A 21095-nucleotide genomic window follows, 5' to 3' on the forward strand; every position below is an offset into this window, starting at 1 on the left:
ATCGCGTTGCACAATGGCCTTCAAGCAGAGATTGCGGCCGGCAGGCAGTAAATCGGTTGAAGCGGTAGCGCCGGCCTTCGGGATCCTGCACCCTCCACTTTCGTGTGAAGGAAATTGCTCCTCAGTGCGGCTTGATCCCATAAAGTGGACGGAAACTTGCGGATTTGCTCGATGAGATCATGTCGAGCTGGCGGATTGCTCTACGCAAACTTCCCCCAGGATCAGCAATGCGCAATTCACGTCTACCTACGAGCGACGCTGCCACACGATCCAAACTACCATCCGTACCGGCGTCTCACAGGCAACAGCAGCGATGAGGTAGCTTACGCGCTTGTCCTTCTGTTCAGTTTCCCGACCAAAATCCGGCATCGCATCCGGATCGAGCTTCGGATCGCGAAGCCGAGAATTTCAAGTCCACCCTGGGAGCGCCTCCACATAGCCTCGGGGATTGCCAAGATGCATGGCGGCAAGGTCGAAGCCGTCTCGACGTCGCAAGGGACGCTCTTTGTCCTCCGTATTTTGCTGAAAGCGCGCCTGATCGCGGACCGTCAGCTCGGAACCTTTTTCCTCCAACGGCGCAGCTTTGTCCTGAGATAGGATCTATAGCCGAACGGAAGTGTTCGCCGTCCGGAAGGCTTGCTTGTCCGCGCCTCCAGACGCTGGCGCACGACGCTCATCAGTCTGCAGAACGCGGGTGTTTCCAATGATTGCACCCGTTTGACGAGATTGTCGGGCAATGGCTTTGAGCGCCAGTCGAAATAAGCCTCGTAGTCTTGCGGCGTTGCTATCAGGCGCTGGAGATAGGCTGCAAGATCGCTGGCGCTGGCGAAGGCCCTGGCGTCAATAAAGGAGTGCTCCGGAACGAACTCGTCCACATTGGGAGCGCCAAGGTAGATCGGCACCGTGCCGGCCATGAACGCGTCATAGATTTTCTCGGTGACATAGTCGGCCTCGATCGAGTTCTCCATGGCCAGGCAGAATTTGTGCCGCGCAATGGTTTCGATCTTGGTCTTCGAGCCCAGATCGGGGCCAGAGACCGATCGGTTGTTGCGATATCGGCCATAAGAATCGATCTTCATGTGGCGCGCCAGTTCGTTCGCCAGATCGACACGGCCGCTATAATTCAGGCCGGCCGACTGGAAGAGTGCGACCGGCGCTTCTTCCGTTTTCGGCACGATTGGTCTGGCCAGCGCATCTTTCCACCACACCGCACGCGGAAGGTAGGGTACCCAGACATCGGACCGGGATTCATGCGTCATGATGATATCGAAGTGCCGCATGATTTTGGGGTCGGCAAGTCGCTTGTAGTTTTGGCCGCATTCCATCGACCAGGCGACCCAATATTGACCAGGGTATTTGTAGGCATCGCCAACTTCGCGAAAGTTCGGAATATGGAAGACGACTGCCGCGGCCTCGGAAATCCGTCGTTTGTCCAGTGTCCACCGCCCGGGCATTTCGCACTGTATCGACGCGATATCGACGGGTTTGCTGAAGAACGTTGTGTAGAAGAGGATCAGTGGATCGATAGACGGCATGGCACCACGAATGTCTGAAGCATTGCTCAATCTGCAGACAGACGCGGTATCGGAAGTTTGGTCAAGTGCTCCGCTTGTTCGAGGCCGAGGGCCGTCCAAACGGTCACCCCGCCGTATACCCGCCATCGATCGCGAAAATGCCGCCGCTGGTCCACGCCGCCTCATCGCTGGCGAGATAGACGGCGATGCCGGCAAGATCGCTGGTCTGGCCGATGCGGCCGAGCGGGTAGCTGCGCTCGACATAGGTTTTCAGCTCGGCTTGCGCTGCCGCCGGCAGGTTGTCGATCGACTTGCGCCGCATGGCGGTGTCGACCGTGCCGGGCGCAATCGCATTGACCCTGATGCCGCGCGGACCAAGCTCGAAGGCCAGCGACTTGGTCAGCGAATTCAGCGCGCCCTTGGACAAGGAATACAGGCTCGACGGCCGCTTCGGGATCATCTTGTCGGCGAAGTAGGACGAGATGTTGATGACGGAGGCGTTGGCGCCGAGATGCGGCAGCAGCCGCTGGGTAAGGAAGAACGCCGCCGTCACATTGAGCGCGAAGGATTGCTGGAAGAGGTGCTCGGTGACGGTCTCGAACGGCACCAGATAGGCGACGCCGGCATTGTTGACGAGGATGTCGAGTGGGCCGGTTGCTTTCGCGCGATCGACCACGGCATCGATGCCGGAAGAGGTCGAGAGATCGGCCGACTGGGTGCCGACGTTGCCCTCCGCCGCAAGGGTCTCGCGGGCGGTCTCGAGCTTGCTGGTGTCGCGACCGACGATCAGCACGTCGGCGCCCTCGCGCAAGAAAGCTTCCGATATCGCCAGGCCGATGCCGTCCGAGCCGCCGGTCACCAGTGCTCGTTTGCCAGAAAGTCTCATTGAAGGCCAGTCGCATCGAATGCTCTCGCTGTTGCCCGCGTCACGAAGGCAATGCCGATCGGCGAGGGCGGTCAAGCCGCCGGCCTATCGCTCAGTATGAACTTCGGTTGGCCGCGTGCCGATCCGGTTACCGCAGCAGCGACTGCGACGTCGGCGTCAGGCGCAAGGTTTCGGTCCGCCAGGTCACATCGGCCGCTTGCCATTGGGGCGAAGCGGCAACTGCGGCTTCGTAACTGGCATGCGCCTCGGGACTGTTGAAACCCGTCACCGCGATAAAGACGTTTTCGCTCAAGCGCACCGGCAGGCGGGGAAAGCTGTTTTCGGCGTGCTCGGTGATGAAGGCGCCAAGCAACCGTCCGCCGGCGCCGATAAGGACCGGAACGGCATCCGTTTCGAAATTGCCGGCGAAATCGGCTTCGGCGCCAGACCGCAGATGATGAATCTGGATGACAACAACACCGGTCAAGCCATTGTCTGCGCTTGGCTTTCCATCCGCCGCCATGGCGCCTCGCTGCGCGCCTGACAGATCGAAGCCGGCGCCTGGCCATGCCGCCTTCAAGAGCAGCACATCGTCGGAATCGATCATCGTCGCATTGGCGGCGTCGCGGTGCGCCGTCCACACCGGCCCGTCATAGAAGGCGGTGAGCGCCTGCTTCCGCGCTTCCATGCCATCGAAGCCGCGCAGCCAGACGAATATGTCGGGGCGGTCGAGGTCGCGGAACTGTCCGATGATGGTCATGCCGGCGTGTTCCTGGCCTTCGATGAACCGACTGTCGAAGATGTCGATCAGCGTCTCGCGCCGGCCCGGCTTCAGCGTGTACTGCCGCAACTCGACGACAGGCGAAGCGAGCAGGCTTGCCGTCGCAGGCGCATTCAGGGGTACGGTCATTGTGTCGTCTCCAAAAAACAGGATGATCATCCGGTTTATAAAACAGACCGGTTGTCCTGTTTTGTCAATCTGCTATCGTTGGCAAATGTCAGCAGAGATTGCTCGGGCTCCGAAAGGGCCGCCGCGAAAACGCACCAACGATCCCGAAGGGCTGCGCAACAAGGTGCTCGATATCGCCGAAGCGTCGTTCCAGGCGCGTGGCTATCATGCATCAGCTCTTGGCGAGTTGATGACGACCGCAGGCGTCAGCGGCGGCGCGCTGCATCATCATTTCCCGACCAAGAAGGCGCTCGCTCTGGCGGTGATCGAGGAGCGCGTGGCAGCGGCCCTCGATGAAACCTGGATCAACCCTGTACGGGCGGCAGGCTCGGCGCGCGAAGGCGTGCGCGCGGTGTTCGAGGCGGTGGCGACCGAGCTTGAGCAGCAAGGCTTCGTGCGCGGCTGTCCGCTCAACAATCTGGCGCATGAACTGTCGCTCGCTGACCCGGATTTCCGCGCCGCTCTGGACGATATCTTTGCCGGATGGCGTCAGGCGGTTGCCGACAAGGTGCGAGCCGACCAGCAGTCGGGGAGGGAGCAGGGCACCGACCCCGAGCGCTTTGCGGCACTCGCCATCGCCGCCTATTCCGGCGCCATGTCGATGGCCAAGGCGGCACAGGATGCCAGCGTGCTGCGCGATTGCCTGGCCGAACTTCAAGGCAGCTCAACGCCGCCATTCCCGAGCAGAGCGAAGCGGCGTCGCAGGATCCTGCTGCGGCCGGGAAAACCTTGAGGCCGGAACTGCGCTGTTCTAGTTGGAAAGCGGCTTGATCGTCTCGTAACCGTTCACCGATTCCGCGCTGGTCCCTTCGTCGTAACGCCGGGCGAGAGACGCTTGCAGATCGGGAGCATAAAGCGCGGTAAATGTGTCCAGCGTTTCGCCGGCGCCGTTCTTGAAGGTCTCCGTGACCGCCAGCACGTTGTATTTGCAGCCGCCGACGCTGAACGTCTCCTTGCCCTTGACGACCAGGCTCAGTGTCTTGGTGCTCTTCGGCTGCTTGTTCGGCGACAACTCGACGAATTCGATCGTGCTCTTGGCTCCCGTCTTCAGCGGAAACAGTTTTCGCAGATCGGAAAACGGGATCGTCGCCACCCGTCCGGTACCGCTGTCGCGAAACACTTCGACCAGGCCTGCAAACAGGAACTGTGTCTGCGGTGATTGCGATTCGTAGGTGTTGGCGACGGACACCATGCCGCCGGCCACCGGCCGAAACTCGCTGCGGACGCCAGGCATTTCCAGAACGAAGCCGGCCTTGGCCGATTTTGCGTCGACACAATCGGCGGCATGCACCGCAGCCCCCGGCAGCAACCCAGCCAGCACCACGCCTATCGAAACGGCTCTCATGAAATCCTCCCCTCTGCTTGTATTTGCTGCGCGCCAGCATGACCCAAGAAATGCCAGAGCCTCAGGTGCCGTGTCGACCTGCCATTCCTGGCAACTGGACGGTGGGGCGCCGGCTGTGCTGAATTTCAGGTCATGAATCGCAAGCTCGTCCTCTCCCGTCGCAATTTCCTCGCAAAGGCAGCCGGCCTTGCCATGGCTGGCATGCTGCCGCGCGCCGCGCTTGGCCAGACCGGCAAGCGCATCCAGCCCATCGACGCCACCTTTCTGTTCATCGCCGATGTCCATGCCTGCCGCATGTCGAGCGGCCTCAGCCCCAACTGCCTGGAGGAAGGCAAGACCGATGCCGCGCTGTTGCGCAATGTCGCTGTCCTCAATGGCTTGGCCGGCCGGCAATGGCCAGTCGAGATCGATGGCGTTGCAACCCGCCTGCGTTCGGCCGGCAGCCGCATCGATGCGCCGCTCGGCCTCGTTGTCGGCGGCGACATCACCGACGATGGCGGCGGCCAGATCACCGAGCCCAGCGAAGGCACGCAACTGTTGCAGTTCAGCCAGCGCTATCAACAAGGCGTCGGCCCGGACCGCGTGCACATGCCGGTCTATGTCGGCCTCGGCAACCACGATCTCGACCAGAACGGCTCGCCGCCCCATGTCGACTGGTATCGGCGTGAACTGCGCGACTATGTCGAGGTCAACCACCGCCCCGGCGTGTTCTTCAAGCCGCCGGTGCCGGCCACCGAATACGATGTCGACACCGACTGCTATTCCTGGGACTGGGGCGGCCTGCATCTCGTCCAGACCCACCGCTTTGCCGGCGACACCGGCCACGGCGCGGTGAGCAGCCTGCCGTGGCTGAAGCAGGATCTGGCGACCTACGCGGCGGATGGCCGTCCCGTCATCCTGTTCCAGCACTATGGCTGGGACACTTTCTCGGTCGAGCGCTGGGACCCGGCCAAGCGCACCTATGACGATGACGGCGCAGGCGCGCCGCACTGGTGGAGCGAGGCCGACCGCCAGGCGATGCTGGCGGCGCTGAAGGGCTACAATGTCATCGCCATCTTCCATGGCCATCAGCACGAAGTGCCTATGATCTACAAAAGCGATGGCCTCGACCTGTTCAAGCCGAAGGCTGCCTATATGGGTGGCTTCGCGCTGGTGAGGGTAACCGGGGACGGCATGGACGTGGTGCTGGGCGAGGCGGCGGGCGACCGGGGCGGGGTCAAGTTCACCAGCGCCTTCAGCAAGAGCCTCAGCCTCTGACAAGAAAAAGGCGGCCTTGAGCCGCCTTCCTCATTGCCTGCAAGATCGAATCAGAGCGCCTTTTTGATCTTGTCCTTCACGTCGCCATAGACCTTCTGCACCTTGCCGGCGGTCTTGTCGGCCGTGCCTTCGGCCTGGGTCTGCCTGTTGCCGGTCGCCTTGCCGCCGACCTCCTTGACCGAGCCCTTGACCTGCTTGGCCACGCCGGCAACCTGATCCTTGTTCACCATCTTTGCATCTCCTGGGATTCCGGGGATTCATTCGCAGGAGGCAAACGGGCCGGCTTGGCTTAGGTTCCCTGGGCGGCGATCATCGTCGCATCTGGTCGCTTATATGGTCGCCGAAACGCTTTGCCGCGTCGTATCGTGTGACTAATGTGACGAAATTTTGGGGAGACCGCCTTGGCTGTATTTACGCTCATCATCGCCAACAAGTGCTTTTCGTCCTGGTCGCTGAGGCCATGGGTGGCGATGAAGCATCTGGAGATCCCGTTCGAGGAAGGTTTCGTGCGCCTGCGCACGCCCGAGACTTTTGCCGCTCTGGCGAAAGTCTCGCCCACCGGCCTTGTGCCAGTGTTGAATCACAATGGCAGGATTGTCTGGGAAACCCTTGCCATCCTTGAATATCTGGCCGACCTGTTTCCGGAGAAAAAACTTTGGCCGCAGGATATCGGCGCCCGCGCCTTGGCTCGCTCGGTGGCGACCGAGATGCATTCCGGCTTTCGCGAGGTGCGCTATGGCTGGCCGATGAATTTGCGCCGGCCGAAGGGCCACAAGCCGCTCGACGCCGAAGGCGAAATGCAGCGCGCGCGCATCGAAACGATCTGGCGCCAGTGCCGGGAACAATACGGCAAAGGCGGCCCCTTCCTGTTCGGTCATTTCACCGCGGCCGATGCCATGTATGCACCTGTCGTCACCCGCTTCGACACCTATGGCGGCAAGCTCGCGCCCGACACGCGCGCCTACGTCGACGCCGTGTTGGCAACGCCGGCGATGCGGCACTGGTATGCGGAAGCAGCGAAGGAGACTTGGCCGGAACCCGGCCCGGACGAATAGGACCACTAATGACATCACGGTGAGTGACCGATGGCCAGCAATGATGGACCGCGTGAGACTACCGCGCCAACAATCTTCCACTGCCGGCTGATCCCGCCTCGGCCGGACTTCGCCTTCACCCTGACGGAGGAGGAGAGGGAGTTGATGGGCCGGCATGCCGACTATCTGCGCGGCAAGCTTGCCGAGGGCGCCATGATCCTGGCCGGGCCGGTCGCCGACCCGGCCGGCCCTTGGGGTCTGCTGATCCTGCGTGTCGGCAGCGAAGCCGAGGCAAGAGCGGTCACCGACGGCGATCCGGTGTCGAGCTCCGGCCGCGGTTTCCGCTACGAGATCCTGCCGCTGATCAGCGCGATCCTGTAGGCGAGCGTAAGTTTAAGGAAAAGTGTGCAAACGGTTTTCCCTTGGGAATTGTGTCAGACAACGGCACATACAAGAACGCCTCTCGCACCGTTTAATGTGCGGGAGGCGTCCTTTTGCCAGCATTACCGAGATTGCTCTCTGAATTGCTGACACCACGGAAATGCGCCGGCTTGCGATTGGTTCCGGGGCGTGAAATATTTTTTGGGAACGCCTTGCGCTCCGCCACCTCGTCAGTTGAGGCTTATGCCTCAGGCATCCTCAGGTTGAATTTGGGCTGCGGCCAAACCAGAAATTGACTCGGCGCTAAGAGAAGTCTATAAGAAATATGTCGATATTTGTTTGACCGACTTTTGTTATCCGCGCATGATGCGCGCCTTTGACGAACTTCCCCATCAAAAATCGAGACAAAACGCTGTTGTGCAGTCGCACGATGGTGAACGAATATTTGCCAGGGAAAGGGTTCTTCATGGCCACCGGCACAGTGAAATGGTTCAACGCCACCAAAGGTTTTGGTTTTATTCAGCCTGACGACGGCTCCGCCGACGTTTTCGTCCACATCTCGGCCGTAGAGCGCGCCGGCATGCGTGACATCGTCGAGGGCCAGAAGCTTGGCTACGAGATGACCCGCGACAACAAGTCGGGCAAGATGTCCGCCGACCAGTTGAAGGCGGCCTGATAAGGAATTCGGCCTTCCGGTGACCACGGATGTACTGGCACCGATGAAAGGCTGAAAGGAGCGCCTTGCGCATCCAACTGGATGCGCGGCGCTTTCATGGAAGGTCAGGCGGTGCCTGGCCTTTTTCATTTTGTGCGTCGTGCCGCTAAAAGTGCGCCGCACGCCGGCCGGAACGTGCTAAGGGACGCTCCAGCAATCTGAACCGCCCATACTGCCCCGCTGCCGTATTGCTTTGGTCGTAATCGAAGACCGCTCTCGCTCTATCGGCACCAGGCTCCCGACAGGAGAAAGTTTTGACCACTCAATCCAAGACCGCCGACCAGGCCGGCTCGCTGTTCAGCAAGACGCAAACCCAGTCGATGTCACTCAACCGCATCCTGTCCGAGCGTGATGCCGTCAGCGAGGCGCGCGAAGCCAAGACCGCGCGCTTGCGCGAACTGCGCAAGGAAAAGGAAGCCGACGACATGGCAGCGGCCGCAGTCCTTGCGGCGCTGCCGAAGCGGGCAGGCAAACGCTGATGGCCACCAAGCGCGTACCGCCGACGCCGATCGATGCCGATGCGACCATAGCGTCCATGGTCCCGGGCCTGGACAAGCCGGTCGAATATGTCCGCCGTGTGCTGGAAAAGCTCGAGCGCTGCAAGCGCGCGCATGGCGATGCCCAGGTGCGCGTCGGCGTGCGCGGCCGTGCCGAAGCCCCGAACTATCTGGTCGAATATGTCCGCGAGGACAAAAGGACCCAGGAGCGCGTGACCTACCAGGATGCCGCCTATAGCGGCAGCACGCATCGCGAACTGGCGGCGCACCACATTGCCGAGGCGAGGAACTGGTCGCCCGAGGAAATGAACATCACAGCGGTCTCGGCGCTGATCGGCCGCTTGCGCAATCCGCGCGCACCATCATCCCGCTTTTCCGACGAGGACTGACATGGCCATAAAGTTTTCCACCAAGGACCAGCCGGCAGCGCCGGCTGCTGCCACTGCAAAGCAGGCCAAGCCCGCTGCCGCGCCGAAGGCCGCCGAACCGTCGGCAACCGATCTGTTCGAGGCGCCAGCCGCCACGCCCAAGGGCAAGGCAGGCAAGAAGAAATAGCGCCTTGCCGCACCAAGCCGATCGCAATCTCGCAGCACCTGGGCTGGTCGCGTTGGCCGCCAGGGATATCCGGTCGTCAAAACAGGACGACCAGCCGGTTTTCGATTGCCAGAGCTGCGGCGCCTGCTGTTCCTACTCGGCCGAATGGCCGCGCTTCTCGACCGAGGACGATGCGCAACTTGACCGGATTCCGGAAAAGTTCGTGTCCGCCGACCTGTCCGGGATGCGCTGCGAGGGCGTGCGCTGTTCGGCGCTTACGGGCGAGATCGGCAAGCACACGGCCTGCGGCATCTACGAGATCCGCCCGGACGTCTGCCACGCCTGCATGCCTGGCGGCGACGATTGCCTGATGGCGCGCAAGGCGCACGGGATGCCAACGATCTAGCCGACGCCCACCTTGCCTGATCCCACATCCCCCGATAGCTTCCACTACGGGCAGGGCGTTGGAGGAACCATGAGCATCGAATTCCTGTTGACGTCGCTGATCGTCGTGGCTTCGCCCGGCACCGGCGTTCTCTACACGCTGAGCGCCGGGCTTTCGCGAGGCACGCGCGCCTCGATCACTGCTGCATTCGGCTGCACGCTTGGCATCATCCCACATATGGCCGCCGCCATCACCGGCCTGGCGGCGCTGCTGCACACAAGTGCTGTCGCCTTCGAGACGCTGAAATATCTCGGCGTCGCCTATCTCCTCTACATGGCCTGGAACACGCTGAAGGAGAAGGGCGGCCTGAGCGTCGATGAAAACGCGGCACCCCGCTCGGCAGCCAAGGTCATCACCTCCGGCATCCTGATCAACATCCTGAACCCGAAGCTGTCGATCTTCTTCTTTGCCTTCCTGCCGCAATTCGTCAGCACGACCGAACCGAACGCATTTGCCAAGATGCTGGAGCTCTCGAGCGTCTTCATGCTGCTGACCTTCGTCGTCTTCGTCGCTTACGGCATCTTTGCCGCCTCGATCCGCAGCCATGTCGTGTCGCGGCCGATGGTGCTGACCTGGATGCGCCGCACCTTCGCCGGCGCCTTTGTCATGCTCGGCGCCAAGCTGGCGCTGGCTGATCGATAGAACAGGAGCTGCCAGGCCTCGGCCTACTCTTCGTCGGTTCCGGATCCGGTCCGGATGCCTAGACGCCAGGCCGAGGGCGGAAGGCCGATCATCTTCTTGAAGGCGCGGCTGAACGCTGCCTCGGATTCGTAGCCGATTTCAGCGGCGATGCTGGCCATGTTGCTGGAGCCGGCGCTGAGCAGCTCCGAGGCGATCTGCATGCGCCATTTGGCGAGATAATGCATTGGCGGCATGCCGACCAGCCTGGTGAAGCGTTCGGCGAGCACGCTGCGCGACAGCGCGGAGTCCTTCGCCAGCGCCTCCACCGTCCAGTTATGCGCCGGCCGGTCGTGGATCAGCGCCAGTGCCCTCGCCAGGTGCGGATCGCGCAGGCCAGCCAGCCATCCCGTGGTTTGTGGCGGCAGCGATTCCAAGTAGCGGCGCAACACGTCGACAAACATCAGTTCGCTCAGTTTGGTGAGCACCGTTTCACTGCCTGCGCGCTTTTGCGCCACCTCCGTGACAGCCAGGTTGATGAACTGGCTGAGCCAGCCGCCATCGCCTTTGGCATCTCCGGCCTTGATCACCGACGGCAAAGCCTCGAGCAGTGGATTGAAAGGCTGTGCATCACAGGCGAGATAGCCGCAAACCAGCCTGGCCGAGGCCGCGCCGTCGCCGGCGCAGTTGATGTAAACCGGCATCCGGCTGGATGTTGCGATGTCGAGAACGTCGGCTGTCGGCGGATCGGCGCGCAGCGCCGGATTGCTGGACATAATATGCGGGTCGCTCCTGGTGAAGACGACGACTTCGCCTGCCTCCAGCGCGATCGCTTCCTGGCCGACGATGCGCGCGAAGCAGCGACCGGCCGTTACCACATGGTAGGAGATCAGATGGTCCGCACCGGGCAGGATCTTCGGCAGGATGGACGATGGCGCCGGCGAGCAGACGGCCCACGGCTCGTGGCCCTCAATGTCAAAAAACGTCGCGCCGGTAAGGCGTACCGTCCTCAACAGGTCAGACAGAGCATCCCCGGCCATTCCGTTTCGTCCCGCACCCGGCTAGCCGGCCAGCCATCCCTTTCGAGTTCCGGACGCGCTGTCAAGCGAGGCGGACGCCGTATCATTCAGTTCGCGGCCAGAACTCCTAAACCTGCACCGGTGCTCAAGCGCTGCCGAGAGTGGGCGCTGAGTGCTGTCGAAACCAACCAGGGACAAATATCATGACGGTACATAAGGGCGGGTGTTTTTGCGGCGCTGCGGAAATCGAAGTGCACGGAGCCGCCGAGGCAATGGGCTATTGCCATTGCGGTTCGTGTCGATCGTGGTCGGCGTCTCCCGTGAACGCATTCACGCTGTGGAAGCCTCAGAACGTCAAGGTCACCGGGGGCGCGGAGTTCCTGTCCGGGTTCGAGAAGACCGAAATGAGCGATCGCCAGTTCTGCACGAAATGCGGTGGTCATCTGATGACCGTTCATCCGCCGCTCGGCCTGGTCGATGTCTATGCGGCAACGATACCAGGCGTGAAATTCACGCCTGGAGTTCACGTCAACTACGCTGAGACCGTGCTGCCGATGAAGGACGGGCTGCCCAAGCTCAGGGACTTTCCGGCTGAGCTCGGCGGCTCCGGCATCGCGGTGCCGGAATAAGGCCCGGCCACTGCTCGCCATTTTTGACAACGGCAATTCAAGACAGGAGATTGTTCATGGAAATCGCAACATTTCGCGCCACGCAGGAGCCGATCAAGGATCTCTATCGCAGGGATGCGAAGGCCGCGTTCCTCACCTTGAAGGCCAAAGGCGTCGCCGACGCGTCCACCGTGACCTGCAAGGTCGAGACCGGACGCGGGCTGGCGCTTGCCGGCATTCATCCGATGGCCGGGGGCAGCGGCCAGGAACTGTGCTCCGGCGACATGCTGCTCGAGGCGCTGATCGCATGCGCCGGTGTCTCGATGCGCGCGGCGGCGGCCGTGCTCGAAATTCCGATCAGGTCCGCCGAAGTTTCCGCGGAAGGTGACGTCGATCTTCGCGGCACGCTCGGCGTGACTGCGGGTGTTCCAGTCGGCTTCAAGGAAATCCGCTTGCGGTTCGACATCGACACCGACGCTCCCCAAAGTCAGCTCGACCAACTGCTCGAACTCACGGATCGCTATTGCGTGATCTTCCAGACCATCCAGAACAGTCCCGGCACCACGGTGAAGCTGCACCGCGTCATCCAGTGACCAGAAAACCGGCCCGGAAACTCGACTTGAGCGAGATTCCGGGCTGGGAACGGGAGTGCCGGGCAACGCTTCTATCCTTTGACGTAACCCATCGCCTCGACGATCAGCCCGTCCGCGACACGCATCAGGTTGACGCCGCGGATGGAGTTGCCGTCGGCCATGAAGTAGCGCCAGCGGATCGTCGCCCGTTCACCGGCGACGAAGGTTTCCTCGAGGTCGAAGCGCGTGCCGGGCTGGGTGGCGATCGCCGACCATAGGTCAATGCATGCCTCTTTGCCGGCATGGCGGGCGCCGTCCGGCGCCGGCACGGTGTTTTCGATAACGCAATCCTGCGCCACCAACTCGGCAAGCGCGGACGGATCGTGCAACTGGAACACATCGTTGAAGCGACGCATGATCTCGGCCGTCTGGCTAGAGTGGTCGCCCGGATGAATGCTCGTGATGCTGTCCTGGCTCATCTCATATCTCCTGGTTTTCATTGTTCCGTGGCAGTGGTGGCGGCCAGCTCGGCCTTGAGGGTGATGGTTGTAACGCCGGCCAAAGCGCGAGAGACAAGGCAGGTCGTCTTCGCCGTCTCCGCCATACGCTGGAATTCGGCAGGCTGAAGGCCGGGAATCTCTGCTTCCGTTTCGAGCTCGATGTGGGTGATCGTCGGCCCGGCGGCGGTCGCGCCGAGATGCACCTTGGCGACGGTGCGGATGGTGCGGGCGACGTGGCCTTCCTGGCCGAGGATGAAGGTCAGCGCCATCGAGAAGCAGCCGGCATGTGCTGCCCCGATCAGCTCTTCGGGATTGGTGCCCGGACCGTTCTCGAACCGCGACGGAAAGGAATAGGCGCCTTCGAAGACGCCGCTGCCAAGCCGCAGACGGCCGCCGCCTTCCTTCAGCGTGCCTTGCCATTCTGCGGAAGCTTCACGGATGGTCATGGTCGTTCTCCTGATTCGGGGTTGAAAAGCGGGCAATTGGGTCAGGCGCAGTCGATGACAACCTTCCCGAACACGTCGCCCTGCTGGAAGTGGCGGTACGCTTCGGGGGCTTCGGCAAAGGGGAAGACCCTGTCGATAACGGGCTTGAGGCGATGCTGCGACACGGCGCGCAGCATGGCCTCAAGATTGCTGCGGCTGCCGACGAACAGGCGGCTGATGGTGGCGAGGCTGCGCTGATAAAGCGCTGCCGGCATCTCGATCGATCTGCCACTGGCGTCCTGCAGCGTCAGCAGCACGATGTGTCCATAAAGCGTGCTGGCAATCAGCGACTGCGCGAAGGTGGCCGGGCCGCCGGTTTCGACGACGAGGTCGATGCCGCCTGTCTGCTCGCGCGCCCAGCCGCCCCATTCCGGTATGTCGGTGCTGGAGACAACGAGGTCGGCGCCCAGCGCCCGCAGCCTGTCGGCCTTCTCCGCGCGCGATGTGATGGCGACAACCCGGCAGCCGAGCAACTTGGCGAACTGCAGAGCAAACAGCGAAACGCCACCCGAACCGATGGTGAGAACCCATTGACCGGGCTTCGGAATCCGGGTCCGGGTCACCGCGTTCCAGGCCGTCACGCCGGCGCAGGTCAGCGTCGCCGCTTCGTGCCAGCTCAGATGATCGGGCAGTCGCGCCGCCCATTGTTCGTCGAGCACGGCAAACTCAGTCAGCATGCCGTCCAGCGTACAGCCGAGCTGGTCGATCAGACCGGCATTGATGCGGCCATCGATCCAGCGGGCGAAGTAGCTGCCGGTGACGCGGTCGCCGACGGCAAAACGGGTAACGGCATCGCCGATTGCGACGACGTCACCGGCGCCGTCGCTCAGCGGCACGATGCCTTGCCGCAGCGGCAACGGATAGGTGCCGCCAAGGATCATCGTGTCGCGCCGATTGAGCGAGGCGGCGCGGACTCGCACCACGATCTCATGCGGTTTCGGTTCCGTCCGCGCCTCCTCGCGCATCGCCAGGGATTCGGTTCCACCAAACCCTCCAAGACGGTAGCTGCGCATGTCACTCTCCTTAATAATATATAGACTGATCTACATATTATATAGACCGGTTGTCATATTCTTGGCAAGGCCTATAATGCGTCACTGCTGACAGAGGTTGACATGGCCAACGACACCCGCACCCGCATACTCGAGACCACAGGCCTGTTGCTCAGGCAGCGCGGCTATCACGGCACCTCGCTCAACGACATTCTGGGCGCCAGCGGGGCGCCGCGCGGCTCGCTCTATTTTCATTTCCCGGGCGGCAAGGACCAACTGGTCATCGAGGTGACGCGCAACAGCGTTGCCGACGTCACGAAAAAGCTGGGCGAAGCACTGGCAGCCGAGAGCGATCCTGCAGTGGCCGTCCATCACATCTACCAGTCGGTCGGGCGCATGCTGGAGGACAATGATTTTTCGCTGGGTTGCCCCATCGCGCCGGTGGTGCTGGATTCACCCACCGATGTGCCGGAACTGGCGGAACTCTGCCGATCGGCTTTCGAGCAATGGATCGGCTTGCTGCGACAGGCCTTCGTCAGGGCAGGGGTGCCCGAACGCCGCGCGCACGCTTTGGCGCTGCTGATCGAATCGTCGCTGGAAGGGCTTATGGTGATTGCGCGGGCCACCCGCGACCGTGCACCGGTGCTGGTGGTGGCCGACGAGGTGGCGGCGCTTGTCGAGCAGGCGGTGCTTGCAGGCAAGGTTGCGCGGCAGGCGGACAGCGCCGCCTAACCATCCGCTTTCCAAAATAAAAAGGGCGCCTCTCGGCGCCCTTTCCGTATGCATAAGCCAGATAGCTTGGATTAGAAATCCATGCCGCCCATGCCGCCCATGCCGCCGCCGCCCATGCCGCCAGGCATGCCGCCGCCAGCCGACTCCTTCTTGGGAGCCTCCGCGATCATGGCTTCGGTGGTGACGAGCAGGCCGGCGACCGAAGCCGCGTCCTGGAGAGCGGTGCGAACGACCTTGACCGGGTCGACGATGCCCATGGCGATCATGTCGCCATACTCGCCGGTCTGGGCGTTGTAGCCGTAGGTCGCGCCCTTGTTGTCGAGGATCTTGCCGGCGACGATCGAAGCTTCAGCACCTGCGTTCGAAGCGATCTGACGGGCCGGAGCCTGCAGTGCACGACGAACGATGTTGATGCCGGCAGCCTGGTCGGCATTGACGCCGGTGACCTTGATGTTGGCCGAAGCGCGCAGGAGAGCGACGCCGCCGCCTGCAACGATGCCTTCTTCCACGGCCGCACGGGTCGCGTTGAGGGCGTCATCGACGCGGTCCTTCTTTTCCTTGACTTCGACTTCCGTCGCGCCGCCGACACGGATCACCGCAACGCCGCCGGCGAGCTTCGCCAGACGTTCCTGCAGCTTCTCCTTGTCGTAGTCCGACGTGGTCTCTTCGATCTGCTGCTTGATCTGGGCAACGCGGCCCTGGATCTCGGCCTTCTTGCCGGCGCCGTCGACGATGGTGGTGTTCTCCTTGGAGATCGACACCTTCTTGGCGCGGCCGAGCATGTTGAGGCCGACATTCTCGAGCTTGATGCCGAGGTCTTCCGAGATGACCTGGCCACCGGTGAGGATGGCGATGTCTTCCAACATGGCCTTGCGGCGATCACCGAAGCCCGGCGCCTTGACGGCGGCGATCTTCAGGCCGCCGCGCAGCTTGTTGACGACCAGCGTGGCCAGAGCCTCGCCTTCGACGTCTTCCGAGATGATAAGAAGCGGCTTGGAGGTCTGCACGACGGCTTCGAGAACCGGCAGCATGGCCTGGAGGTTGGACAGCTTCTTCTCGTGCAGGAGGATGTAGACGTCCTCGAGCTCGGCAACCATCTTGTCGGCGTTGGTGACGAAGTAGGGCGAGAGATAGCCGCGGTCGAACTGCATGCCTTCGACGACTTCCAGCTCGGTCTCGGCGGTCTTGGCTTCTTCAACCGTGATGACGCCTTCATTGCCGACCTTCTGCATCGCTTCGGCGATCATGGCGCCGACCGACTCGTCGCCATTGGCCGAGATCGTGCCGACCTGGGCAACTTCCTCGGAGGTCTTGATCTTCTTGGCAGCTTTGCCGAGAGCCGCGACGACTTCGGTGACGGCCAGATCGATGCCGCGCTTCAGATCCATCGGGTTCATGCCGGCGGCAACGGCCTTGTGGCCTTCCTGGACGATCGACTGCGCCAGAACGGTCGCGGTCGTGGTGCCGTCGCCGGCAATGTCGTTGGTCTTCGAAGCAACTTCGCGGACCATCTGCGCGCCCATGTTTTCGAACTTGTCTTCAAGCTCGATTTCCTTGGCGACGGTGACGCCGTCCTTGGTGATGCGCGGTGCGCCGAACGACTTGTCGATGACGACATTGCGGCCCTTGGGGCCGAGCGTGACCTTCACTGCGTCGGCGAGGATGTTGACGCCGCGCAGCATGCGCTCGCGGGCGTCGCGGGAGAATTTTACGTCTTTAGCAGCCATTTTTTAGCTCCTGGCAGGGGGCTTGCGATCAAGCCCGAAATTAGTTGACGGTGAGGCCGATGATCAGCCGATGATGCCCATAATGTCGGATTCCTTCATGATCAGAAGGTCTTCGCCATTGAGCTTGACTTCGGTGCCCGACCACTTGCCGAACAGGATGCGGTCGCCGGCCTTGACGTCCAGCGGGACCAGCTTGCCGGCTTCGTCGCGAGCGCCGGAGCCGACGGCGATGATCTCGCCTTCCTGCGGCTTTTCCTTTGCCGTATCCGGGATGATGATCCCGCCGGCGGTCTTGGATTCGGATTCGACCCGGCGTACGACCACGCGGTCATGAAGCGGGCGGAACTTCGACTTTGCCATTTTTTCTTCCTCGAATGAGAACGGTGAGAGCTGTTCCTCGATCCGGCGGTGCCGGATGTGCGTTAGCACTCACCTGGGGAGAGTGCTAACGTGCGCTGAAATAAGCGCGTGGCTTTCGAGAGTCAAGGCGAACGGTGAGCACAATTGTGCCAATTGGAGCCGTGCCGCGATCCGACGGCAGACCCTACCGGCGCCGCGGCGATATAAGCACCAGAAGCGGACAGCGTTCAGCCAGCCCATAGGTCCCTGTCGGCGCGAGGCGGACACTGTCAAAAAACCGGCTCGCCTCTTCGACCAGCGTCGCCGCCGGGGCGAAACTGTAGACAGTCTGCGAATTCGCATAGACATCGATGGTGCCGATGACCGGCATCTCCCATCCGGTCGTCGCGGCAAGGGCCTCCCGGTCGGCAAACAGCGCATCGAAGGCGTCGAGGATCGCCCGCACCGGAATGGCGCGGTCGGGATCGCCGCCGGCACAAGCCATGGCAATGCGCCATTTGAGTTCGTGGAAGGTCGCGACACCACCGGACAGCGTCAGCGCCCGGACCTCCTGCAGATCGTCCGGCACCTGAGGGCTTGCATAGGCGCGCAATGCAGCCCGCCCATCGGACTTCAGCACACGCGCGATCTCGGCAAGCAGCGCCTGCCGTGCAACCGAGGAGTCCAGCGCCGACAGACAGCCGTCGCCGATCACCGCCCCGGCGCTTTCGTCGCCCAGCGGCAACTCCAGCCAGTTGCCGATCACCGCCTTGCGTGAGGCGGTATCGCCCGGCCAGATGCCCGATATCATGGCAGTGGACTCGTCGATCGCGAGCATGGTCCTTCCGAGGCCGGCAAGCTCCGGCGTGACCCCGAGCAGCACCACATCGACTGATTGCAGGCTAAGTTCGCGCTCATAGGCGGCGACAGCTTCCGGGGGCGGACACAGCGGCGACCCGAGAAGCCGCCAATGACGGCGAATTGCGTCCCAATGCTCAGTCATGCGGAACGGTTTGGGGAAAGGCTGGACATATTTCCTTCCAGGCTGTTGGTTGCCTTGCGAGTTACCTCATGCAGGAAAGGCCATGGCCCGCATTGCCGTCATAACGCATGAATTTGACCGCTTCCAGAGCCGGCGGGGCCTCCTGCTGCGCCAGGACAGCCCCTACATGCTGTTCGACGTCCTGGCGGAGCTGAAACGGCGCGGTCACTCCGTGCAGATCATGCGTGGACCCTCGGCAAGTCATAACGCCGATATTGCCGTCCTGCATGTCGACGCGACAGTGACGCCATCGGACTATGTCGACTACGCGCGCGGATTTCCGATTTGTCTCAATCTTGGTGCGACCGACATTTCCAAGCGCCGCATCAGCGGTGCGATCCTCGAGGAGGGTGCCAACTGGAGCGGCCAGGTCATCGTCAAGAGCAACCTCAATCATTGGGGGACGCCCGAGGAGCAGCTCAACCGAAAATCCGTTCGCGCCGGCAAGGCAGTGCCTTTCCCGGGCGCGCAGACCTTCGACCGTTATCAGGTGCATGCCTCGCTGGCCGATGTGGCGCCGGAGATTTTCAGGCGTGCCGACCTGATCGTGGAAAAATTCATTCCCGAAATCGAGCCCGACGGGTTTGCGGCGCGGTTCTGGATATTCTGCGGCGATCGGGAGCGCTGCATCCGCTATGTCTCGCCACAGCGCCTGGTCAAGGGCGACGACACCATCCGCCGGGAGCCGGTTGCGGTTCCCGACGAATTGCGCGCCCTGCGTCGGAAGCTGGGCTTCGACTATGGCAAATTCGACTTTGTCGTGCATGAGGGCAGGGCCGTGCTGCTCGATGCCAACAAGACCCCGGGTCGCGCCAGAAACCTGTCGAAGATCGTCGCCGCCGGCGCCGCCAACCTGGCCGACGGCTTCGAAAACCTCATCCACCAGACCGGACGGGGTCGAATCGGGCGCTAGAGAAACAGTCCCAACTGCGTATGGATGATCGACCGGTAGTCCTCGATGGTGTGGCGGCTTTCCTCCTGGTCCTGGGTCAGCGCCATGCGCACGACGCCGCCGGCCAGCTGGAAGATCAGGAAAACCATACGGCCGAACTCATTGCGTCGCTCTGGCGCGAGAAAGGGGCCGACATGGTCGCAGAACATCGTCGCCTGGTGCCGGGTTTCGGCGATGTCGAGATTCTTCAGCGCCTTGTCAGCCTGGATGGCGTTTTGCAGGTCCTGAATGGCGGGGTCGCCGGCGACGCGCTCATAGTAGTCGTCGAGCAGCCGGTCGGCCGCAGCGATAACGTCGCTCAGCCCGCCGACGTCGGCAACGATCGCGGCAAGCCGGGCGCGGCTCACTTCGGAGAATCGCTCGTAGAGCATCGCCAGGATCGCCGACTTGTTGGGGAAGTAATGATAGACGGTGGCGATCGGCCCGCCGGCCTGTGCGCCGACTTCCTTCATGGTGACGGCGTCGATGCCTTTCTCGCCGATCAGCCGCATGGTCGTCGACAGGATGGCGTCGATGCGCTCGCGGCTGCGCTCCTGTTTGGGCCTGCGCCTCGGTTCGGTCGTCATCTGCACTGCTTCGTTCATGCCGCCATCCTCTCGATCGCCCAGACCATTCGATCGCCAAGACCATCCCCAGCCTTGTTGGTGCCAAGTCCCGCTACTGATTGACAAACGAATATGATCGAGTATCAGTTTCTAAATGCTGACAGACTGTCAGTTTTTTTGCCGCCAGGCAAGGACGTTGGGAGGCGACCGTGACTTCTGCTGGTAACGCCGATGCCGGGAACGGCGACTGGCTGGTCGGCAACCCCACTGGGGCGCAACTCGCCTCGGCATTGTGGATCGGCTCGGTCGGCCTGCTCATTCTCGGGCTGCAGCCGGTGCTGCTCGGCGCACTCTATACCGAGGGGCATGTCAGCGGCGACGAACTCGCGCTGGTCGCCACGGCCGAGATGATTGCCATCGGCATCGGTTCGGCTGTGGTGGCCATGATGCTTTCCGCCCACAATATGCGCTGGAAAAGTGCCGTCCTTCTGGTCCTGCTGGCGCTGGCGAACTGGGCGACCTCCTATGCGCTGACCTCCACCTCGCTGATTGCCGCCCGCGCGGTGGCCGGCCTCGCCGAGGGCGGGCTGGTGGCGGTCGCCACGGAACTGATCGCCCGTTCGCGCCGGGCCGAGCGCATCGGCGGCTTCTTCGTCACCCTTCAGACCCTGGCGCAATGCGCCCTTGCCCTGCTGGTGGCGCTTTACGTCATCCCGGCCGCCGGATCGGCAGGCGGCTTCATCGTCCTTGCCGTCGTCTGCATCGCTTCGGTGGCGGTCGCCTTCATCGTCCCCGATAGCTATGCCGACCTGCCCAAGGAGGAACAGTTCAGCAATGTGCTGACCGTTCCTTCGCTTGCCGCTTTGCTGAGCGTCTTCTGCTACTTCATGTTCTTCGGCTCGGTCTGGGCGTTTCTCGAGCCACTTGGCGCACAATACGGCATCGATGGCCGCACCGTCGGCCTGATCGTCTCGGCCAACCTCGCATTGCAGGTGCTGGGCGCAATGACGGCTACCGTCTTCGAGGCGCGCATCGATTACCGCTTCGCGATCGTGGCGATCGGCGTGGTCGCCGTCGCCAGTTCCGTGGTGCTCGCCGGCAGCCCCGGCCTGACGGTTTTCTGGGTCGCGGCCTTGATCATGGGCTTCATCCTTCTGTTCATCGTGCCCTATCAGATCCGGCTGGCGATCACCGCCGACGAGACGCGCACGGCCGTGCTTCTGGTGCCGGCGGCCCAGCTTTTCGGTCTGGCGATCGGCCCGGTCGCGGCATCGCTGCTGATCGACGGCAAGGATTTTCGCCCGGTGCCGGAATTTGCCGCCGCCAGTGCGGCGGCCAGCGTCGTGCTGCTCGGCCTGTTCGTCCTGATCGCGCGGCGCCGCCGCGCGATCGCCTGAGAAGCGACCGCGTGAGCATCTCGTACATACT

General features: G+C 62.5%; 28 protein-coding genes. 15 read left to right on the forward strand and 13 right to left on the reverse strand.

Annotation, left to right across the window (positions count from 1 at the left end; translation table 11 throughout):
* Positions 1 to 548 precede the first annotated feature (548 nt).
* From AC3EML_RS16250 to AC3EML_RS16260, 3 genes are all read right to left on the reverse strand, one after another.
* Positions 549 to 1634 (reverse strand): glycosyltransferase family 10 domain-containing protein, encoded by a 1086-nt coding sequence (locus AC3EML_RS16250; protein WP_245262867.1) that lies wholly within the window; start codon positions 1632 to 1634, stop codon positions 549 to 551.
* A gap of 4 nt (positions 1635 to 1638) precedes the next feature.
* Positions 1639 to 2400, reverse strand: coding sequence for an SDR family oxidoreductase (locus AC3EML_RS16255; RefSeq protein ID WP_031246519.1), 762 nt, complete (start codon positions 2398 to 2400; stop codon positions 1639 to 1641).
* Between the two features lie 127 nt (positions 2401 to 2527).
* A complete protein-coding gene (locus tag AC3EML_RS16260; RefSeq protein WP_023705704.1) occupies positions 2528 to 3289 on the reverse strand; it encodes an NIPSNAP family protein in 762 nt (253 codons plus the stop codon).
* 85 nt (positions 3290 to 3374) lie between these two features.
* Between AC3EML_RS16260 and AC3EML_RS16265 the strand changes: the two genes are divergently transcribed.
* On the forward strand, positions 3375 to 4061 hold the full coding sequence (locus tag AC3EML_RS16265) for a TetR/AcrR family transcriptional regulator (protein ID WP_023689911.1): 687 nt from the start codon (positions 3375 to 3377) through the stop codon (positions 4059 to 4061).
* Positions 4062 to 4079: 18 nt separating this feature from the next.
* On the opposite strand, the gene AC3EML_RS16270 is transcribed toward AC3EML_RS16265, so the two are convergent.
* Complete coding sequence (locus AC3EML_RS16270) at positions 4080 to 4673, reverse strand: hypothetical protein (RefSeq protein WP_352520959.1); 594 nt, start codon at positions 4671 to 4673, stop codon at positions 4080 to 4082.
* 132 nt (positions 4674 to 4805) lie between these two features.
* Between AC3EML_RS16270 and AC3EML_RS16275 the strand changes: the two genes are divergently transcribed.
* Positions 4806 to 5930 carry a metallophosphoesterase gene (locus tag AC3EML_RS16275; protein ID WP_352520958.1) on the forward strand — a complete coding sequence of 375 codons (1125 nt, stop codon included), beginning with the start codon at positions 4806 to 4808 and terminating at the stop codon, positions 5928 to 5930.
* 50 nt (positions 5931 to 5980) lie between these two features.
* On the opposite strand, the gene AC3EML_RS16280 is transcribed toward AC3EML_RS16275, so the two are convergent.
* On the reverse strand, positions 5981 to 6160 hold the full coding sequence (locus AC3EML_RS16280) for a CsbD family protein (RefSeq protein ID WP_023694693.1): 180 nt from the start codon (positions 6158 to 6160) through the stop codon (positions 5981 to 5983).
* Between the two features lie 171 nt (positions 6161 to 6331).
* On the opposite strand from AC3EML_RS16280, the gene AC3EML_RS16285 reads away from it, so the two are divergent.
* The 8 genes from AC3EML_RS16285 (at position 6332) to AC3EML_RS16320 (ending at position 10178) form a co-directional block, all read left to right on the forward strand.
* Positions 6332 to 6985: a glutathione S-transferase family protein gene (locus tag AC3EML_RS16285; RefSeq protein ID WP_352520957.1), complete on the forward strand. Its 654-nt coding sequence runs from the start codon at positions 6332 to 6334 to the stop codon at positions 6983 to 6985.
* A gap of 30 nt (positions 6986 to 7015) precedes the next feature.
* Positions 7016 to 7345, forward strand: coding sequence for a YciI family protein (locus tag AC3EML_RS16290; protein WP_050589967.1), 330 nt, complete (start codon positions 7016 to 7018; stop codon positions 7343 to 7345).
* 466 nt (positions 7346 to 7811) lie between these two features.
* Positions 7812 to 8021, forward strand: a complete 210-nt coding sequence (locus AC3EML_RS16295) for a cold-shock protein (RefSeq protein WP_023671502.1) — start codon at positions 7812 to 7814, stop codon at positions 8019 to 8021.
* Between the two features lie 293 nt (positions 8022 to 8314).
* Positions 8315 to 8539, forward strand: coding sequence for a hypothetical protein (locus AC3EML_RS16300; protein ID WP_023689917.1), 225 nt, complete (start codon positions 8315 to 8317; stop codon positions 8537 to 8539).
* Entirely contained in the window at positions 8539 to 8946 is a 408-nt protein-coding gene (locus tag AC3EML_RS16305) for a hypothetical protein (RefSeq protein WP_023814785.1), read from the forward strand. The genes AC3EML_RS16300 and AC3EML_RS16305 overlap by 1 nt, the downstream gene beginning before the upstream one ends.
* Position 8947: 1 nt before the next feature.
* Positions 8948 to 9112, forward strand: coding sequence for a hypothetical protein (locus tag AC3EML_RS16310; protein WP_023671505.1), 165 nt, complete (start codon positions 8948 to 8950; stop codon positions 9110 to 9112).
* 52 nt (positions 9113 to 9164) lie between these two features.
* On the forward strand, positions 9165 to 9497 hold the full coding sequence (locus tag AC3EML_RS16315; protein WP_023671506.1) for a YkgJ family cysteine cluster protein: 333 nt from the start codon (positions 9165 to 9167) through the stop codon (positions 9495 to 9497).
* Positions 9498 to 9566: 69 nt separating this feature from the next.
* Positions 9567 to 10178 (forward strand): LysE family translocator, encoded by a 612-nt coding sequence (locus AC3EML_RS16320; protein ID WP_352520956.1) that lies wholly within the window; start codon positions 9567 to 9569, stop codon positions 10176 to 10178.
* A 23-nt stretch (positions 10179 to 10201) separates the two neighbouring features.
* Here AC3EML_RS16320 and AC3EML_RS16325 read toward each other — a convergent pair whose 3' ends face one another.
* A complete protein-coding gene (locus tag AC3EML_RS16325; protein ID WP_352520955.1) occupies positions 10202 to 11194 on the reverse strand; it encodes an AraC family transcriptional regulator in 993 nt (330 codons plus the stop codon).
* 182 nt (positions 11195 to 11376) lie between these two features.
* On the opposite strand from AC3EML_RS16325, the gene AC3EML_RS16330 reads away from it, so the two are divergent.
* Both AC3EML_RS16330 and AC3EML_RS16335 read left to right on the forward strand, forming a co-directional pair.
* Positions 11377 to 11802 carry a GFA family protein gene (locus AC3EML_RS16330; RefSeq protein WP_352520954.1) on the forward strand — a complete coding sequence of 142 codons (426 nt, stop codon included), beginning with the start codon at positions 11377 to 11379 and terminating at the stop codon, positions 11800 to 11802.
* 56 nt (positions 11803 to 11858) lie between these two features.
* Positions 11859 to 12374 carry an OsmC family protein gene (locus tag AC3EML_RS16335; protein ID WP_352520952.1) on the forward strand — a complete coding sequence of 172 codons (516 nt, stop codon included), beginning with the start codon at positions 11859 to 11861 and terminating at the stop codon, positions 12372 to 12374.
* A 71-nt stretch (positions 12375 to 12445) separates the two neighbouring features.
* Here the strand turns inward: AC3EML_RS16335 and AC3EML_RS16340 are convergent, their stop codons facing one another.
* The 3 genes from AC3EML_RS16340 to AC3EML_RS16350 are packed head-to-tail and all read right to left on the reverse strand — an operon-like array spanning position 12446 to position 14351.
* Entirely contained in the window at positions 12446 to 12832 is a 387-nt protein-coding gene (locus tag AC3EML_RS16340; RefSeq protein ID WP_023735849.1) for a nuclear transport factor 2 family protein, read from the reverse strand.
* Positions 12833 to 12849: 17 nt separating this feature from the next.
* Complete coding sequence (locus AC3EML_RS16345; protein WP_023671512.1) at positions 12850 to 13299, reverse strand: OsmC family peroxiredoxin; 450 nt, start codon at positions 13297 to 13299, stop codon at positions 12850 to 12852.
* Positions 13300 to 13340: 41 nt separating this feature from the next.
* A complete protein-coding gene (locus AC3EML_RS16350; RefSeq protein WP_352520951.1) occupies positions 13341 to 14351 on the reverse strand; it encodes a zinc-dependent alcohol dehydrogenase family protein in 1011 nt (336 codons plus the stop codon).
* A gap of 102 nt (positions 14352 to 14453) precedes the next feature.
* Here AC3EML_RS16350 and AC3EML_RS16355 point away from each other — a divergent pair, with 102 nt between their 5' ends.
* Positions 14454 to 15062, forward strand: a complete 609-nt coding sequence (locus tag AC3EML_RS16355) for a TetR/AcrR family transcriptional regulator (RefSeq protein WP_023671514.1) — start codon at positions 14454 to 14456, stop codon at positions 15060 to 15062.
* Between the two features lie 71 nt (positions 15063 to 15133).
* On the opposite strand, the gene groL is transcribed toward AC3EML_RS16355, so the two are convergent.
* The 3 genes from groL to AC3EML_RS16370 form a co-directional block, all read right to left on the reverse strand.
* Positions 15134 to 16789, reverse strand: coding sequence for a chaperonin GroEL (groL, locus tag AC3EML_RS16360; RefSeq protein ID WP_023709705.1), 1656 nt, complete (start codon positions 16787 to 16789; stop codon positions 15134 to 15136).
* Between the two features lie 63 nt (positions 16790 to 16852).
* Positions 16853 to 17149, reverse strand: coding sequence for a co-chaperone GroES (groES, locus tag AC3EML_RS16365; protein WP_006203049.1), 297 nt, complete (start codon positions 17147 to 17149; stop codon positions 16853 to 16855).
* Between the two features lie 184 nt (positions 17150 to 17333).
* Positions 17334 to 18131, reverse strand: a complete 798-nt coding sequence (locus tag AC3EML_RS16370) for a class I SAM-dependent methyltransferase (RefSeq protein WP_023682988.1) — start codon at positions 18129 to 18131, stop codon at positions 17334 to 17336.
* An 82-nt stretch (positions 18132 to 18213) separates the two neighbouring features.
* On the opposite strand from AC3EML_RS16370, the gene AC3EML_RS16375 reads away from it, so the two are divergent.
* Positions 18214 to 19083 carry a hypothetical protein gene (locus AC3EML_RS16375; protein ID WP_352520950.1) on the forward strand — a complete coding sequence of 290 codons (870 nt, stop codon included), beginning with the start codon at positions 18214 to 18216 and terminating at the stop codon, positions 19081 to 19083.
* Here the strand turns inward: AC3EML_RS16375 and AC3EML_RS16380 are convergent.
* A complete protein-coding gene (locus AC3EML_RS16380; protein ID WP_023712752.1) occupies positions 19080 to 19706 on the reverse strand; it encodes a TetR/AcrR family transcriptional regulator in 627 nt (208 codons plus the stop codon). The genes AC3EML_RS16375 and AC3EML_RS16380 overlap by 4 nt on opposite strands.
* Before the next feature lie 170 nt (positions 19707 to 19876).
* On the opposite strand from AC3EML_RS16380, the gene AC3EML_RS16385 reads away from it, so the two are divergent.
* Positions 19877 to 21064 (forward strand): MFS transporter, encoded by a 1188-nt coding sequence (locus tag AC3EML_RS16385; RefSeq protein WP_027049676.1) that lies wholly within the window; start codon positions 19877 to 19879, stop codon positions 21062 to 21064.
* Positions 21065 to 21095 lie beyond the last annotated feature (31 nt).

Source organism: Mesorhizobium sp. P170090 (genome assembly GCF_057786115.1).

What these genes read in the sequence shown, in the direction of transcription:
- AC3EML_RS16380 (WP_023712752.1), bottom strand. Translation starts at nt 19,706, where the DNA reads ATGAACGAAGCAGTGCAGATGACGACCGAACCGAGGCGCAGGCCCAAA.
- AC3EML_RS16275 (WP_352520958.1), top strand. Translation starts at nt 4,806, where the DNA reads ATGAATCGCAAGCTCGTCCTCTCCCGTCGCAATTTCCTCGCAAAGGCA.
- AC3EML_RS16260 (WP_023705704.1), bottom strand. Translation starts at nt 3,289, where the DNA reads ATGACCGTACCCCTGAATGCGCCTGCGACGGCAAGCCTGCTCGCTTCG.
- AC3EML_RS16340 (WP_023735849.1), bottom strand. Translation starts at nt 12,832, where the DNA reads ATGAGCCAGGACAGCATCACGAGCATTCATCCGGGCGACCACTCTAGC.
- AC3EML_RS16370 (WP_023682988.1), bottom strand. Translation starts at nt 18,131, where the DNA reads ATGACTGAGCATTGGGACGCAATTCGCCGTCATTGGCGGCTTCTCGGG.
- AC3EML_RS16305 (WP_023814785.1), top strand. Translation starts at nt 8,539, where the DNA reads ATGGCCACCAAGCGCGTACCGCCGACGCCGATCGATGCCGATGCGACC.
- AC3EML_RS16280 (WP_023694693.1), bottom strand. Translation starts at nt 6,160, where the DNA reads ATGGTGAACAAGGATCAGGTTGCCGGCGTGGCCAAGCAGGTCAAGGGC.
- groL (WP_023709705.1), bottom strand. Translation starts at nt 16,789, where the DNA reads ATGGCTGCTAAAGACGTAAAATTCTCCCGCGACGCCCGCGAGCGCATG.
- AC3EML_RS16295 (WP_023671502.1), top strand. Translation starts at nt 7,812, where the DNA reads ATGGCCACCGGCACAGTGAAATGGTTCAACGCCACCAAAGGTTTTGGT.
- AC3EML_RS16330 (WP_352520954.1), top strand. Translation starts at nt 11,377, where the DNA reads ATGACGGTACATAAGGGCGGGTGTTTTTGCGGCGCTGCGGAAATCGAA.
- groES (WP_006203049.1), bottom strand. Translation starts at nt 17,149, where the DNA reads ATGGCAAAGTCGAAGTTCCGCCCGCTTCATGACCGCGTGGTCGTACGC.
- AC3EML_RS16255 (WP_031246519.1), bottom strand. Translation starts at nt 2,400, where the DNA reads ATGAGACTTTCTGGCAAACGAGCACTGGTGACCGGCGGCTCGGACGGC.
- AC3EML_RS16375 (WP_352520950.1), top strand. Translation starts at nt 18,214, where the DNA reads ATGGCCCGCATTGCCGTCATAACGCATGAATTTGACCGCTTCCAGAGC.
- AC3EML_RS16350 (WP_352520951.1), bottom strand. Translation starts at nt 14,351, where the DNA reads ATGCGCAGCTACCGTCTTGGAGGGTTTGGTGGAACCGAATCCCTGGCG.
- AC3EML_RS16335 (WP_352520952.1), top strand. Translation starts at nt 11,859, where the DNA reads ATGGAAATCGCAACATTTCGCGCCACGCAGGAGCCGATCAAGGATCTC.
- AC3EML_RS16290 (WP_050589967.1), top strand. Translation starts at nt 7,016, where the DNA reads ATGGCCAGCAATGATGGACCGCGTGAGACTACCGCGCCAACAATCTTC.
- AC3EML_RS16310 (WP_023671505.1), top strand. Translation starts at nt 8,948, where the DNA reads ATGGCCATAAAGTTTTCCACCAAGGACCAGCCGGCAGCGCCGGCTGCT.
- AC3EML_RS16345 (WP_023671512.1), bottom strand. Translation starts at nt 13,299, where the DNA reads ATGACCATCCGTGAAGCTTCCGCAGAATGGCAAGGCACGCTGAAGGAA.
- AC3EML_RS16270 (WP_352520959.1), bottom strand. Translation starts at nt 4,673, where the DNA reads ATGAGAGCCGTTTCGATAGGCGTGGTGCTGGCTGGGTTGCTGCCGGGG.
- AC3EML_RS16265 (WP_023689911.1), top strand. Translation starts at nt 3,375, where the DNA reads ATGTCAGCAGAGATTGCTCGGGCTCCGAAAGGGCCGCCGCGAAAACGC.
- AC3EML_RS16320 (WP_352520956.1), top strand. Translation starts at nt 9,567, where the DNA reads ATGAGCATCGAATTCCTGTTGACGTCGCTGATCGTCGTGGCTTCGCCC.
- AC3EML_RS16355 (WP_023671514.1), top strand. Translation starts at nt 14,454, where the DNA reads ATGGCCAACGACACCCGCACCCGCATACTCGAGACCACAGGCCTGTTG.
- AC3EML_RS16325 (WP_352520955.1), bottom strand. Translation starts at nt 11,194, where the DNA reads ATGGCCGGGGATGCTCTGTCTGACCTGTTGAGGACGGTACGCCTTACC.